Annotated in this window: 11 protein-coding genes; 5 read left to right on the forward strand and 6 right to left on the reverse strand. The window is 42.4% G+C overall.

The genetic code is table 11. The annotated features are described in order from the left end of the window. The first annotated feature begins 226 nt into the window (after positions 1–226). The 3 genes from IFO66_RS04350 to IFO66_RS04360 all read left to right on the forward strand — a co-directional run bounded on the left by IFO66_RS04350 (position 227) and on the right by IFO66_RS04360 (position 2,594). Positions 227–922, forward strand: a complete 696-nt coding sequence (locus tag IFO66_RS04350; protein WP_192023951.1) for a response regulator transcription factor — start codon at positions 227–229, stop codon at positions 920–922. Positions 923–1,032: 110 nt separating this feature from the next. Next, a complete protein-coding gene (locus IFO66_RS04355; RefSeq protein ID WP_192023952.1) occupies positions 1,033–1,902 on the forward strand; it encodes a class I SAM-dependent methyltransferase in 870 nt (289 codons plus the stop codon). Next, positions 1,902–2,594 (forward strand): RluA family pseudouridine synthase, encoded by a 693-nt coding sequence (locus IFO66_RS04360; protein WP_192023953.1) that lies wholly within the window; start codon positions 1,902–1,904, stop codon positions 2,592–2,594. The genes IFO66_RS04355 and IFO66_RS04360 overlap by 1 nt, the downstream gene beginning before the upstream one ends. 284 nt (positions 2,595–2,878) lie before the next feature. Here IFO66_RS04360 and IFO66_RS04365 read toward each other — a convergent pair whose 3' ends face one another. Then, complete coding sequence (locus IFO66_RS04365) at positions 2,879–3,382, reverse strand: MarR family winged helix-turn-helix transcriptional regulator (RefSeq protein WP_192023954.1); 504 nt, start codon at positions 3,380–3,382, stop codon at positions 2,879–2,881. A gap of 216 nt (positions 3,383–3,598) precedes the next feature. Here IFO66_RS04365 and IFO66_RS04370 point away from each other — a divergent pair, with 216 nt between their 5' ends. After that, positions 3,599–3,766 (forward strand): hypothetical protein, encoded by a 168-nt coding sequence (locus IFO66_RS04370; protein WP_192023955.1) that lies wholly within the window; start codon positions 3,599–3,601, stop codon positions 3,764–3,766. Positions 3,767–3,778: 12 nt separating this feature from the next. Here IFO66_RS04370 and parC read toward each other — a convergent pair whose 3' ends face one another. The 5 genes from parC to IFO66_RS04395 all read right to left on the reverse strand — a co-directional run bounded on the left by parC (position 3,779) and on the right by IFO66_RS04395 (position 11,203). After that, a complete protein-coding gene (parC, locus tag IFO66_RS04375) occupies positions 3,779–6,229 on the reverse strand; it encodes a DNA topoisomerase IV subunit A (protein ID WP_192023956.1) in 2,451 nt (816 codons plus the stop codon). A gap of 14 nt (positions 6,230–6,243) precedes the next feature. Further along, positions 6,244–8,229: a DNA topoisomerase IV subunit B gene (parE, locus tag IFO66_RS04380; protein ID WP_192023957.1), complete on the reverse strand. Its 1,986-nt coding sequence runs from the start codon at positions 8,227–8,229 to the stop codon at positions 6,244–6,246. Positions 8,230–8,376: 147 nt separating this feature from the next. Continuing rightward, a complete protein-coding gene (locus IFO66_RS04385) occupies positions 8,377–9,357 on the reverse strand; it encodes an ABC transporter permease (protein ID WP_192023958.1) in 981 nt (326 codons plus the stop codon). A 1-nt stretch (position 9,358) separates the two neighbouring features. Next, positions 9,359–10,324 (reverse strand): ABC transporter ATP-binding protein, encoded by a 966-nt coding sequence (locus tag IFO66_RS04390; RefSeq protein ID WP_192023959.1) that lies wholly within the window; start codon positions 10,322–10,324, stop codon positions 9,359–9,361. A gap of 66 nt (positions 10,325–10,390) precedes the next feature. Further along, positions 10,391–11,203: a GDSL-type esterase/lipase family protein gene (locus tag IFO66_RS04395; protein WP_225445493.1), complete on the reverse strand. Its 813-nt coding sequence runs from the start codon at positions 11,201–11,203 to the stop codon at positions 10,391–10,393. A gap of 442 nt (positions 11,204–11,645) precedes the next feature. Between IFO66_RS04395 and IFO66_RS24050 the strand changes: the two genes are divergently transcribed. Further along, on the forward strand, positions 11,646–16,163 hold the full coding sequence (locus IFO66_RS24050) for a S8 family serine peptidase (protein WP_192023960.1): 4,518 nt from the start codon (positions 11,646–11,648) through the stop codon (positions 16,161–16,163). Positions 16,164–16,311: the final 148 nt, after the last annotated feature.

Below are 16,311 nucleotides of genomic sequence, written 5' to 3' on the forward strand. Positions count from 1 at the left end.
GGATTGTGAAATATCTCCAATAAGTTGAATTACTATGATAACTAATACTGCTAATGCTACAAATGCATGAAAGGATAGCTTTTTGATGCGAAAACACCCCCAGTACACTTACTAACTGCCATATATAAATTCCTGCTTGGCTTATTCGACAAATACCCTCACTTACTGAGTTGTCATCTTCTACCATTGTTCGCTATAATATGAGATGTGGAGGTGAATAGCCAAGATGAGTGCTGCCAGAATACTTGTAGTAGATGATGAAACTGAGATTACAGAGCTAATCTCCTTGTATTTAAGACGGGAGGGATTTCAAGTCGTAGTTGCAGACAACGGCTATGATGCACTGCAGCTCGTTGGTGAAGTGAAACCCGATCTTATTATACTTGATATTCTACTAAAATCATTAGATGGGATTGAAGTTTGTAAAGAAATTAGAAAAACTTCAAATGTCCCCGTCCTTTTCATCAGTTGTAAAAGCGATGATGTTGATATTATTTTGGGCCTAACTATTGGCGGAGATGACTACATAACGAAACCATTCAGTCCGAGCCAATTAGTTGCACGCGTAAAGGCGCATCTTCGACGTACGACTTTGCATAAATCAGCAGAAAACAACACGCTGCTAGCCTATCCCGGCTTAGAGATCGATCTTAATAGTCACACCGTCAAAACAAATGGACGTCTTATCTCTCTGTCATCTAAAGAATTCGATCTGCTTTCACACCTAGCTCAGACCCCAAATAAAGTATTTCGCTTGGAGCAATTGTACCAGCTAATTTGGAATTCTGAAAGCTTTGGTGATACAAGAACATTAATGGTTCATATCAGTAATCTTCGCAAAAAAATAGAACCCGATCCCACCAACCCGCGATATATTGTAACGGTAAGAGGCGTAGGCTACAAATTCCTTGCGAATGAGTAGCTTTTTTATCTATGTCTCACCTTTCCTTATCTCACAGTAGAATGAACCCCTTCTTTTGTAGTACAATAAGATTTAGTGATTTTTTTGATGACAAGGAAGGAAGACTGGATATGCTATACATGGAGCAAGATTGGAAAGACTACGAATTAATAGATACTGGCAATGGTGAAAAATTGGAGCGCTGGGGCGATGTCGTTCTGCGTCGTCCAGATCCGCAAATCATATGGCCAATCTCTAATGAGAATCATCAATGGAAAAATGTACACGGACATTATTCTCGCAGTTCTTCTGGTGGCGGGCAATGGAATATGAAGAAACCCATCCCAGATCGCTGGTCGATTCAATACCGTGATTTGAAGTTCCATATCAAGCCAACTAGCTTTAAACATACGGGACTATTCCCTGAACAAGCAGTAAACTGGGCATGGATGATGGACAAAATAGCAAATGCGAATCGTCCCATTAAAGTGCTTAATTTGTTCGCTTATACGGGTGGAGCTACTTTAGCATGCGCTTCAGCAGGAGCAGAAGTATGTCATGTCGATGCAGCTAAAGGCATGGTTCAGTGGGCAAAAGAAAATGCTCAGCTATCTGGCCTTGCAGACCGTCCTATACGTTTTATTACGGATGATGTATTCAAGTTCGTACAACGTGAGCAACGTCGTGGCAATAAATATGATGCGATTATTATGGACCCGCCTTCTTATGGTCGTGGACCTAACGGTGAAACGTGGAAACTAGAAGAGAGTCTATATCCATTTTTGGAGTTCTGTACGACAATTATGTCGGACAACCCTTTGTTCATGTTAATTAACTCCTATACAACAGGGCTTTCCCCTACTGTATTGGAAAATTTGTTAACATTGACGATGAAAAATCGTTACGAAGGCAATATTACTTGCGGTGAGATCGGTTTACCAATTACGAACTCTGGCATGGTTCTGCCTTGCGGCATATTAGGACGTTGGGAGTCATCTTAATGAGCGACTCCTACCCATCCATCCCCATTGTATTTGAGGATAATCATATACTAGTTGTAGAAAAGCCTGTGAACATATTGTCACAGGCTGATTCTACTCAAGATTTAGATATGCTTACCCTACTTAAGCACGATGTCAAAACTCGCTATAACAAGCCTGGTAATGTATACATGGGGCTTGTACATCGGCTAGATCGCCCTGTTGGTGGAGCTATGGTATTTGCTAAAACATCCAAAGCAGCTTCCCGCTTGTCCGATACCGTACGGAAGCATGAGCTAGACAAGCAATATCTCACGGTCGTTCACGGCCGTCCTGCCGCCCTATCTGGGAGCCTAACACACTATTTGTTGAAGGATACACGCACAAATAACGTACGTGCTGTACCCGCTCATACGCCTGGAGCCAAAGAAGCTCGTTTGGACTATGAAGTTCTAGAGCACAAAGAAGGACTGTCCCTCATACGAATCCAGCTTCATACAGGCAGATCACATCAAATTAGAGTCCAAATGCAAACGATTGGCTGCCCGCTATACGGAGATCAACGATATGGTGCTAACGTGAACAAACCTGGCCAGCAAATTGCCTTGTGGTCTTACAAATTAGCATTCCCTCATCCTACATTGAAAGAACAGATGAGCTTCACTTGCAGCCCTCCACAAGTTTATCCGTGGGATATGTGGGATAATTTGTAGTGTTAATACACAATGATCATCATGGATACGAACAACTCCTGCAGACGCAGAACAATTCGTAAGCATGATACGAGCGATACGAATATGTGCATAATAGAATAGGTTGCCGCAGCTGCGCTTTTATCACAGCTGAGGCAACCTATTCTTTGTTTCTTTGAAGAAAGAGCATGGTCAATTAATGTAACATAATTTCTTAAAAAATGATTGTTTATAGGTAAATCTGAAGACACATTAAGCTGATACATATATAAGAAATAGAGCCTCAAGTTACTATTCTAAGGATGTCAAATTGGATGATGTGCGGATTCAGCCAAAGAAGAAGCTGCGACACTTGTCAATTCTGCTTGTTGCTTCTTCGTCGTATTCGTGAGCTGATCGATTGGTGATTGAGTGAGCTTATGAAGTAATAACAACAATAGTTGCTGATTGTGTGCTGAAATTCGATTTAGCAGTTCATTCCAGTAAGATTCACGTGCAGCTAAGCCTCTGTTCATCTCTTGTTCTCCAAATGAAGTTAAACTAACCCATACGATACGCCGATCTTCTTGATCACGCTCGCGGCTTATTAATGCGTTCTTCTCCATGCGGTCCAACAATGTCGTTACAGCTGCTGCTGTCGTTTCTAAATAAGGAATTAATGCGGAAGGCTTCAGACGCTTATGTTCTGCCACCTTTTCCAACACAATAAGCTGACTGTCCGTCAAACTAGGGGCTAACGCCTCGTCCATAACGTTGCGATAATCTTTTGTTAATTTAGACCATACTTTCGCAAAATCGTGAGCATGCATCCGATCACCCTCTCCAACACTGTCCCGTACCTACAAAAACAACTAAATTATACCACAGTTGTCATTCATGGTCACGTTCCCTTTCACATATGTTTACAAATGCTAAGAATGAGCGTGCTACACAATGTCAAACTTGTCATATCGTTCACACTGTGCCTAATACCTTCATACAATAAAGTAGGCAATCTCATTTCTGAAAATGAAAGGAGCATGAGGATGGATACGTGGAAGCTGGAATTATTCAACCGTGCAGTTCATGCCGGCATTATAAAAGACCCACAATGGCAAGACCGATTGGATGAACCGGTACCACTGTGGGTCGTGTTGGAGTTAACGATGAAATTAAATGAACTGATAAACCCGCCTCATAAACCTTATGACTGATCCAGCGTCGTTCTATGCATGCTGAGGAGGATGGAGCGCAAATAAATCGACTATCTGCTCATCCTTCTCCAATGGAAGCAATGCTTTACCTATCGACTTTCTATCCATGAGTGGAGCCCGTTCGGTTAACACGGATAGCGTACGTCCACTATCAGTTAATGCGAAAATCGGATAAGCTTCCTTACTAAAGAAAGCACCCATAATAGCAGAGCCGTTTGGCTTTACACGCTTCCCTTCCTTGAACTCAAAGCTAGCCATTCCTTTACCGCCTCGACCCTGCTGGACATAATCAAGCAGCAAAGAACGCTTGCCCCAGCCCAAATCGGTCAAGATCGTAATTTCCCCTTCATCTCCATGCACACTGAGCGCAGTAACAACACAATCCTCATCCTTCAGCTGTATGCCACGTACACCAGCAGCAGCTCGTCCCATTGGATTGATTTCATTTTCTGCAAAACGAATGGACATGCCTTGCTTGGTAACAAGAAGTAAATCATTAGACATATCTGAACCATAAACTTGGATAATCTCATCTTGGTCAGCCACTTTACATGCAACAACTGCCGCGCTTCGATTCGTCTCATATTCTTTAAGCAACGTTCGCTTTACTTGTCCTCGCTTCGTAACAAAAACGAGTGATTGTAATTCATCTTCAAACGACTTGACTGGAATTACGCCGACAACTCGATCCTCTTTGGCAATGGGAATCACGTTGACAATAGCAGTTCCATTATCTTTCCACTTGAACTCAGGCACAAGATGCACAGGTAGTGAGAAGTATTGACCTCGTTGTGTAAACAACAACAATCGATCAAGTGTATTCACTTCGAACACATGTCTAATTTGGTCCCCTTCCTTCACGCCGGAACCGTTCCATTCTCCACCTGAACGATTGAATGAAAGCATACTAGTGCGCTTTACATATCCATCATTGGAAACCGTTACGATTACATCTTCTGAATTAACCATAACTTCAAGATTGACTTTGATTTCCTCAATCTCACCTTGTACAACAGAACGACGATCAATCCCATAGCGATTACGAATATCCGTCATTTCTTTCTTGATGACTTGTAACAGCTTTCGTTCGTTACTTAAAATAAGCTGGAGCTCTGCTACCTTTTTCTTAATCTCATCTAACTCTTTCGTTAATGATGTTAGTTCTAAATTCGTTAAACGATACAATTGGAGAGTTAAGATTGCGTCTGCTTGACGTTCCGTGAATCCGAATTGGTTAACGAGATTAAGTTGTGCATCTTGGCGATTTTTCGATGCTTTGATAGCTGCAATAACTTCGTCTAATATATTAAGCGCCTTTACTAGTCCCTCTAATACATGCGAACGATCCAACGCTTTATTCAAATCATATTGTGTACGCGCAGTTACCACATCGCGTTGATGTTGAATATAAGCCTTCAATATTTGAATAATGCCAAGCTGTTGTGGCGCCTTATTCACGATCGCAACCATATTGAAGTTGTAAGTAACTTGTAGATCCGTCTTCTTGAACAAATAGTTCAAAATACCTTGCGCATCCGCTTCTTTCTTTAGCTCAACCACAATGCGCAATCCATCACGGCCACTCTCATCACGAACTTCAGCAATGCCATCCACTTTCTTCTCTAAGCGAATGTTCTCCATCGCTGTAACAAGGCGCGACTTCACAACTTGATAAGGAATCTCCGTGATAACGATTTGTTGCTTGCTACCGCGCAAATCTTCAATCTCGGTCTTTGAGCGAATGTAAATTCGGCCTTTTCCAGTTCGATAAGCTTCCCGGATTCCTTCTTCACCCATAATAATGCCTCCGGTTGGGAAGTCAGGACCTTGTACGATCTGCATCACTTCATCAAGTTCCATCGAAGGCTTATCGATCATCGCAACACAAGCATCAATAATTTCACGCAAACTGTGCGTAGGTATCTCGGTAGCAAATCCAGAAGAAATACCGCTGACGCCATTCACAAGTAAATTTGGGAACCGTGCTGGGAGAACAGAAGGTTCTTCCGTTGTATTATCGAAGTTCGCTCTAAATAAAACGGTATCTTTTTCAATATCACGAAGCAGCTCGTTCGCAATTGGCGATAGTCTTGCCTCTGTATAACGCATTGCTGCTGCTGGATCGTCATCTAGGGAACCCCAGTTTCCATGCCCATCTACGAGTACATGAGACATTTTCCAAGGCTGTGCCATACGTACCATACCGTCATAAATAGATGAATCACCATGCGGATGATAATTACCCATTACATCACCGACGGTCTTTGCAGACTTACGATAAGGCTTATCTGATGTATTACCAGAATCATACATCGCGAATAAAATACGTCGTTGAACTGGCTTCAAGCCATCCCTAACGTCAGGAATGGCTCTGTCTTGAATAATGTATTTGGAGTATCTACCGAATCGGTCACCAACTACGTCTTCTAGAAACGCAGGCTTGAACTGTTCCGATACGCTCATCTCTAATCACCCTTCTATTCTTCGAACTCCGTAAAGTCCACGTTCTCTACAATCCAACGCTTTCGCGGCTCGACTTTATCACCCATAAGTGTCGATACTCGACGCTCCGCTTTAGCAGCATCTTCAATCTGTACTTGTAACAACGTTCGTGTCTCCGGGTCCATTGTCGTTTCCCACAGCTGATCCGGATTCATCTCACCGAGTCCTTTATAACGCTGAATTTCAGCTTGCGAACCTAACTGTTTTAAGTAATTGTTCAATTGTTCCTCTGTCCATGCGTATCTGACGGAAGTATGCTTCCCTTTTTTGTGAGTTATCTTGAACAACGGCGGTTGAGCGATGTAAACTCGTCCCGCGTCAATTAGCGGCTTCATATAGCGATAGAAGAATGTTAGCAGCAATACTTGGATATGTGCTCCATCCGTATCGGCATCGGTCATAATAATGATTTTGGAATAGTTGCATTCGTCCAGTTCAAACTCTGAACCAACGCCTGCTCCAATTGCGTGAATAATCGTTCGGTACTCGTCATTTTTCAGAATATCTGCAAGCTTAGACTTCTCTGGGTTCATCGGTTTACCCTTAAGCGGCAAGATTGCTTGTGTCTTAGAATCACGCCCTTGCTTCGCAGATCCACCTGCTGAATCACCCTCGACGATAAACAGCTCAGTACGAGTAGCATCTTTGGATTGTGCTGGTGTCAGCTTGCCACCCAAGTTCGTACTCTCGCTGCGTTTCCTACCCGAACGTACTTCTTCTCTCGCTTTGCGCGCAGCTTCTCTAGCCTTAGAAGCTTGAACGGCTTTCTTAACTAACGATTGCGCAACTTGAGGATTCTCTTCCAAGAAGATTTGCATTTGCTCCGTTACGACCGCATCAACGACGCCACGTGCAGAAGCACTACCTAGCTGGTCTTTTGTCTGCCCGACAAATTCCACATCGGACATTTTTACACTAACGACCGTCATCATGCCTTCGCGCAGGTCATTACCTTCAAGATTTTTATCTTTTTCCTTCAACAAGCTATTTTTACGAGCATATTCATTCATTACTCGCGTATATGCTGTTTTGAAGCCGGTTTCGTGCGTACCGCCGCCTCTTGTTGAAATGGAGTTAACGAATGATGCGATCGTTTCCGTATATCCATCATTGTATTGCATCGCGATTTCAACTTCGATCTCATCTCTTTCACCTGTGAAGTGAATTACTTCATGAAGAACGCTCTTGTTCTCATTTAAATACTGTACGAATTCACTTGCACCACCCGCATAACGGAACTGCTCTTGCTTGCCAGAACGTTCATCCTTCACATTGACTTCCAAGCCAGAATTCAAGAACGCTATTTCCTGCAAACGCTCGCTCAATGTATCAAAATTCAGGTGAATGTTACCATGGAACACTTTCGTATCAGGCTTAAATGTTACTTTTGTACCTGTACGATTCGTATTTCCGCCGACTTCCAAGCCAGTAACAGGCTCACCTACGTGTTCCATTCCAGCGGCATCCGTCCATGACTCAAAGCGTTGGCGATGAATCTTGCCATCTCGATAAATTTCTACTTGCAACCATTCTGATAAAGCATTCGTTACCGAGGCACCAACCCCGTGCAAGCCCCCGGATTTCTTATATCCTGCTCCACCGAACTTACCACCCGCATGCAAAATCGTGAATACGACCTGTGGAGTCGGTACACCTGTCTTATGTATTCCCGTTGGAATACCACGTCCATTGTCTCGTACAGTTACGGAATTATCCGCGTGTATGGTGACATCTATAACAGAGCAGTATTTGGCAAGATGCTCATCGACGGCATTGTCCACGATTTCCCAAACAAGATGATGAAGACCCGAGGAGCTTGTACTTCCTATGTACATCCCCGGTCTCTTACGTACCGCTACAAGCCCTTCGAGCACTTGAATGTCGTCAGCGCCATATTCCATTATCGTGCCTGCACCTTGCTGCTCAGGCTTTCCGCCGAACATATCGACTTGGTCGACCATTCATGCTCCCCCTTTGATTAAACTATTGATGATTATCGAATTTCCGAAATCAAAAGAAAATCTGTCGCACCCTGACGTCTGGAACAACGCCTCCAGCCTTTCGGCAACCGTCAGGATGCAAACAGATGTTTCGCTTTCTTAACTATTTTAATTCATCATGTCCTGTTTCGTAAAGACACTGAAAGCAATAAACAGTGCACAAATTGCCCATATGCTTAGTACAGCCAATGAAAATGGGAGTGTCATGCCATCTACTGGCGTTGGAGTTCCTGCCAAATAATCCGTTAATTTCAAATTAATCATAAACAAATATTTTGCAGTTGGCCACGATGATGCCATGTTATACAAAATGGTACCCGCAATTAGCGTCGCCATTAATGTTACAATGCTGGCCGCCGTACTCCGAACAAGTACAGAGATCATAAATCCAAGTGCAGCTACGACAATACTAGCAAACCAGATTAGACCACACTGCATGAGGACATACAGCCATGCTGGCACGATATGAACATCATTGTAATTCACGCTCGTACCCGATATATCAAATCCCGTAAATAACGGAATCGTCCAACCTCCATACCCAAATACAGCACCTGAAATGACATAAGATAGCAGCGCTGTCACAAATACAATGACGCCTGTGAACATCATAAGTACAAGCCATTTACTCATTAATACTTTCCATCTTCTCACAGGTCTTGTAAGCAGCATCTTAATCGTGCCTGTAGAGCGTTCAGAAGACACAATATCACTGGCGATTGCCATGACTAGCAGTGGTATAAATAGATTTACCGAGTTGTCCATAAATGTACGTGTAAACGTTACACCATTGGGCTCTTTCGGATTGACATCATGATCAAGATAATATTGAAGCTGCTGCAAAATAATTTTTCTAAACTTCTTCCATTCCTCAGGTATTCGGTCACTGCCTAGCGAATTCTGCAAATCTGTAATTTGCTGCGTGAGTTCTCTACGCCAGTCCTGATCAAATTTCTCAAGACTATTTTGAGCCACTTTCATTTGCGCGTATGTAAACACAGGTATGAGAATAACTAAGATAAGAAGTACGACATAGAACCGTCGTTTCTTCAATACTTTTATCGTTTCATTTTGAATAAGCGCCAACATACTATTCGATGTGCCCCCCTTCTGTCATTTCTAAGAAGAGTTGTTCTAACGTAGGCATTACACGCTGAATTCCATTCACTTGTACACCTTGCTCGAGCAGCAGTCGATTCAAGTCAGCAATGTGATCAGGGTGAGTATCCGTCAATACTCGACTATCTGGTAAACCTATCAAAATAGACTCATCGATGATTGCATCCGTTTCATTTACGATCCGAGTTAATCCACTTTGCTTCAAAATCTTTGCAGCCTGCTCTACATCCGATACGAACCATATCACATATTGATTTCTTCCGAGTAGAAGCTGATTCACATCATCAACTGCCAGCACTTTTCCATTGCTAATAATGGCAACACGGTCACACATTAACTGAATTTCGCTCAGCAAGTGACTAGATACAAATACAGCCATCCCACTTTCGGCCAACACACGGATAAATTGGCGCAGCTCCTTTATACCTAAAGGATCCAATCCATTTGTTGGCTCATCTAGAATAAGCAGCTTCGGCCGAACGAGCAACGCTTGAGCAATACCGAGTCGCTGTCGCATACCTAGAGAATAGGTCCCTACTTTGTCGTGGATGCGTTTGGACATCCCAACGATAGCGACTACTTCCTCAATCCGCTTCTCATCTACATCCGGCACCATCCTTGCAAACTGCTCTAAATTTTCCCAACCCGTTAAAAAGTTATACATTTCAGGGTTTTCAACGATGGCACCGACGAAACGAAGCGCTTTCTCTGGTTCTTTATTCACATCATAGCCACATACTTGTATTCTACCTTCTGTCGGCTTAATGAGGTCCACTAACATTCGTATCGTTGTTGTCTTCCCTGCACCGTTGGGGCCGAGAAAGCCAAATATTTCACCTTCATGAACGTCAAACGACACATTATGTATAATCCACTTCTTGCCCACACGCTTCTTCACTTGCTGTACGGACAAGACAGGAATGGACTTTTCAGTCATATGACCGCCTCCTGTTTATCTAACTGTAACGAGTCATTACACGCTAACTGACTGCTTTCTCATTTCTTATTTGATACTTTGCACCACTCGTGTAGCAATCGCCTCGTACCCTATTCCATTCGGATGAAAATGATCAGAGGATAAATATTTTCCTATGTTACGCTCAAATAAATCTTGTGTCGGAATCATAATCATATTCGCATCTTTATTTATCGTATTAAACATCGTATCATTCCATTGCTGCACAACTTCATTACCATCTTGATGCATTTCTTTCAAATCAGAAAATGGATTGTACAATCCTACATATACGATAAGCGCAGACTCATTCCATTCTCTAATCTGGTTCAGCACCTGAATCGCATCATTCGTCCCCTTCTCTACTTTCGCCTTGAGAGATTCTGCGTTCAATGGGTTGTTGCTCATCTGATCATCGCGTGCGCTTTGAAATAAATCATTGCCGCCTATCGTTAGAAAAATAACGTTCGCTTGCTTCAATGTATTGCCGACAGATTGCTGTTTCAAACGTTCAACGAGCTGATCCGCACGCTGTCCATTAATAGCTAAATTATTTACGAGTTTAACAGGTTTCGTTTGCTCCTTAGATAGCTGGGCAACAGCACGTCGAACATAACCTTGACCTGTCTCATCCCCTGTTCCACGAGTCAATGAATCGCCTAAGGAGACAATGTTTATTTCTTGCTCTGAACGCTCTGGTTCAACAAGTGGTGCTTGAGACTCAGGTTTCTCTGTAAATGGTATGGAAGCAGGAGCTATAATATCTGCAACAGCCAAACCAAATCCTAAGACAAACAACAACGTCGTCGCTACTCCCCCCGCCATAATAATCGACCACAGCCGAGATTGTTTACGCTTCAAAGATACCCCTCGTTTCTTTGTTCAAATATAACCCTCTGTGCAAGCACGCAAACACATGAGATGGAATCCTCACATGAGCACAACGCTCCATATCGATATTTTTCCAATCAATATCTTTACATTACCTATTTCCTTGAAACAATGCAAACATAACCAGTTCATTCCAATTGACAAAAAACTTGCTAATTCTGCATTTTTCGCCTCACTTCCTAAACGAAAATCAGGACTTTTTTCTATATAATTAGGAATATAATCCATGTACACTGGTCAATTCTCACATTAAAATAGGAAGTATTACCTCATAGACAAGCACACCTTAGAATCGTACTCATGAGATGCAGTTCACTTCATCCTCGAAAGGAGGTTCTGCGCTTTCCTTCATGCCTCACTGTTTTAACTCAATCATCGTATTATAACCCCATTTATTGAAGGAGGATTTTATTTGAGTACAACTTCCTACCGCAAAACGTTAGCTACATTTATGAGCCTAACGCTAACTGCAAGCCTATTGTTTCCAACTTTTGCAGCAGCTGAGCAAGCAGGGCAACCTTCCAAGTTGTCAGAGATTGAACAAATTAAAAACTTAAAAGTAACATCCAAGCTACCACAGGATATCAAGTTACAATTATCCAAATTAGAACCCCAAAATTATTTGCCTCAGGCTTATTCAGAAGGTAACAAACCCATCACTGTTATCGTAGAACTTCAAACAGAGCCTGTGAAAGTTCAACAGACTCAGCAACACCCTGGCATTTTATCGAATGGTGAGGACACCGTTCAACAATTGCAAGTTGAACAAGCACAATTTAAATACGCGCTTCAATCCGAGTTAAACGGTAAAATTAATCAACAATTCTCTCAAGTTTTCAATGGCTTTGCAATCGAGATCAAGGGACAGCAAGTAGATGACCTACTTAAACTCCCAGGTGTAAAAGCAATTTATCCAAATCAGACTTTCTATTCGTTGCCATTCCAAGATGATGCAAATGTGAATCCATTTATGGATGAATCGACGAAGCATATTGGCGCTCCTCTGCTTTGGAAAGCTGATGTGACAGGCAAAAACATTAAGGTCGGTGTACTTGATACAGGTGTTGATTATAATCACCCAAGCTTAAAGGATGCCTATAAAGGCGGATATGACACTATCGACAACGATAACGATCCATATGAAACTAAGCCTAATCCAGCAAAACCACCTAGAAACGGTAGAAACGTAGAAACCTCTCATGGTACTCATGTCGCTGGAACCATTTTAGGGCGAGGCAACCCCGAAATCCCTAACTATGATAAAGGTTGGGTACGAGGAGTTGCACCTGGTGCCGATCTTTATGCTTACCGTGTACTTGGTGAGTATGGTAGTGGTACAACCGCTTCTGTTATTGCCGGGATTGAAAAAGCAGTTGAACAAGGTATGGACGTTCTGAATCTATCTTTAGGCTCACCTACTAACTTTGAATATACAGCAGATTCCGTAGCTGCTAACAATGCTGCTATTGTAGGAGTCCCTGTCGTTATTTCGAACGGTAATTCAGGCCCTAACGGTTATACCGTTGGTAGTCCAGGTGCTGCGCATCAAGCAATTTCTGTCGGCGCATCTACACCACCACTAAAAGCTGCTAATTTCCACGGTGTTGGTACAACCGCTATTCACGGTAATATTGCTACATATGAGAAATTCCTAAAAGACAATCAAGAGTTGGAGGTCGTTTTCGCGGGACTTGGTAAAACTTCTGATTTTACAAGTAAAGATGTTAAAGGAAAACTGGTTCTTATCTCCCGCGGAGAGATTACATTTGCTGAAAAAGCGCTTAATGCTACAGCTGCAGGTGCTGCTGCCGTTCTTATTCATAACAATGCTGACGGAGAGCTAAGCCCATCTGTACCTGATCCTAAAGCCGTGCCTACATTCGGTATTACGAAGAAAGATGGAGAGGCGATTAAAGCGAAGCTCGCTGCTGGAACAACAAAGCTAACCTACCAAACGATTACCGAACAAGATCTAGTAGCTGGCTTTAGTTCTCGCGGCCCTGCTTTGCCGGGATATGCAATTAAACCTGATATTCTCGCACCTGGTGTAGCGATTCGTTCCTCTGTCCCAGCCTTTGACGGAAAATACGAAAAAGCTTATGAAGATAACAATGGCACAAGTATGGCCGCTCCTCATATAGCTGGTGTCGTTGCCCTATTACAGGAAAAAGCCGAGAAGGAACAAAAAGAATTAAATCCAGATCTAATCAAGTCACTCATTACGAATAATGCAGTTTCTGTTAAAACACGCGAAGGTCAAACCTATGATATTGCCTCTCAAGGCGCAGGTCGTGTGGACCTTCCTAGAATCCTAAAAGCAGAGGCCGTTGCTTCAGTAGGTTACATTACAGATGCAACAAAAGATTATGTACCTGATGATTATTCCACTGGTAGTGTTTCATTTGGACAAGTAAATGTCGGTGCAGCATCTGAAAAGCAAGTTACACTTAAAGATATTGCCAACAAAAATCAAGTGTATGATGTTTCAGTAGAAACAATCAGCGGCTCCCCAGATGTTACCGTAACTGCGGATCAAGCACAGGTGAATCTTTCAGCTGGCGCTCAAGCTTCATTCAAACTTACGCTGAACGTGCCTGCTAAGGCTGCTAAAGGTGTATATGAAGGGGCTATATTACTAAAAGAGACTACAAGCAATCATACTTTACGTCTTCCGTACAGCGCCTATGTTGGTGACGATTATGTTCTGCCATCCGTACCTACTGTCACTCCTTCTAAACTTTACTTCTCTCCAAATGGGGATGGCGTGCAAGATGTTATTGATGTTGAGTATGGGGTTGCTGAAAAAGTAAATCAACTAGCCATCAGTGTAGTGGATGCTGTTTATAACGAACAAGGTACGATTGTAGAATCAAATGGCAGTGTCAATAAAGGATATTATGAATTCAGCAAATGGAATGGAACAGTGAAGAAAGACAATGCATCCGTTTCGCTTAAAGATGGTTTCTATTATTTAGTTCCTAAAGTCGATTCTAAGCTTTTACTCAATGCTAGAAGTGAACTTATTGTAGATAATACAGCTCCAGTCTATACATTAAATAAACCCGGAGTAGATCCAGCAAAACCTACTCATGGTACGATTAGTGGTACAATCGATAGCGATTTACTAATCGACCTGCTACCTGCAACAGAACCACTTAAAAATATCATTGGTGTACAAGTAGCAGCAATAAATCCAGATGGTAGTGCGAGCTTTATTGCGGGTACAGTTTATGACAATGGTGATTTCACCATAGATGTGCCATTAAAGTATGGCACGAATGTACTGGGGTTATTTGTACATGATCTAGCTGGGAACGGACTCACTAACCCACAAATTATTCAATTCGATTATGCGCCTAACTCACCAGCAGTAGGAGCCGTTTCAACTGCTTCTGAAGTTAAGGTCGGAGATACGTTCCGTGTAGATGTAAAGGTTACAGCTACAGAGGCTGTTTATGCAGCTAACTTTAGCGTCTTGTACGATAAAAAGTTTGAGTTGGAACTTAGTAATATTCAACAAAGTGTAACGTTGGCTACCTATCAACAGCAACATAATCCTGGTGTACCTTTATCAATTCAATCAAACATTGTTGATTTTGGTCCTAATAAGAAGAGACTCGATTATGCAGTAAGCCTTTCTAATGGGGCTGCTAAAGGCGTCGATAATCTAGTCAGCCTAACGTTCAAAGCAAAAGAAGCAGGCACTTATTTATTCGATGTCCAAAACATTAAGTTGTTAAGTTCAGCTAATAAAGTAGAGGCTGCTGTTCCTTTTGCACCTATCTTAGTAAAAGTAGTTAAGCCTACGCCTGTAAAACCAAACCCAGGTAACAACAACTCATTCAGCGGATATTTCCCTTCTGCTCCTGCAGGAACTAAGCTCAAAGCAGGAACGTTAACTGAGTCCACTAAAGACAGTAAGAAAAATGCTATCTTAGCGGTAGAAGACAGCGTAATTAAAGCTCAATTGGACAACAAAGATGTGAAGCAAGTTCAGCTCGATGTATCTGACGTAGACTTCACGAAGTACGAACAAGTTGAGCTCCAGCTGTCCAGCTCTATTGTTAAAGCTTTGATTGACTCTAAGAAAACATTGCGTGTAAACGGTACTACCGTTGATATTCAAGCATACAACGAAACACTCAGCGAATTAGCTGACAAAGATGGCATCAAGTTCATTATCTCTCAAAAGAATGCCCCATCCACGTCTGCTGTGGCAGGTGTTAAACAAGCTGCACCAACATTGAAATTCGCAACAAACAAGCAAACATGGAAAGCTCCATTGCTAGTCGGTCTCAAAATCGATGCGGCAGTGGCAAAAGATCCGCGTAAAGTGGGCGTTTACGACGCTACGTACAGCGACAAACTAACTTACTTAAATGCTGGATTTAAGCCAGCAACAGGATATCTACATCTTAATGTAGATACATCTGGCTCTATCTTCACATTAGGTTCTTATGAAAAATCTTTCTCTGATCTTGCTAAGCATTGGGCAAAAGACCGCATCGAAGTGCTTGCAGCTCACCATCTGATTGCAGGCAAAACGACGCCTAACACATTCAAGCCGAACGACAACGTAAATCAAGCTGAATGGCTGTCCTTGTTGGATCGTTTGCTTGGTTCAACACTGAAGTGGAACGATCGTGCGAAAGAAAAAGGTGCATTTACAAACCTTACACGTGAACAAGTTGCTGTATTGCTTGTTCAAGCTTTGAAAGTTGATCTCAAATCAACGACGAAGAAGCTTACTTTCAAAGACAGCAACAAGATTAGTGCTGATGCCCAAGCTGCGATCGCTTATGCGGTTGAGCAAGGCTTTATCCGTGGCACAGATAAAAATCTATTCAACCCTAAAGCACTCGTAACACGTGCTGAAGCTGCTGCTATTCTCCATCGTGTATTGGAGCATTTACAGCACCAGCATAAATAATCGTACACACAATCATTAAATGAGAGGCTATTCCAACCGTAGATTTCTACGAGGAATAGCCTCTTATTTTTCCGCCTCTTCCCTCTTTATTTTTCTCGTAAAAATTATTGTTTCACGGTCTAATCATTGGGGTAATTTGTATTTGCCG

Source organism: Paenibacillus arenosi, assembly GCF_014841135.1.
In the GTDB taxonomy this organism is placed as follows: domain Bacteria; phylum Bacillota; class Bacilli; order Paenibacillales; family Paenibacillaceae; genus Paenibacillus_B; species Paenibacillus_B arenosi.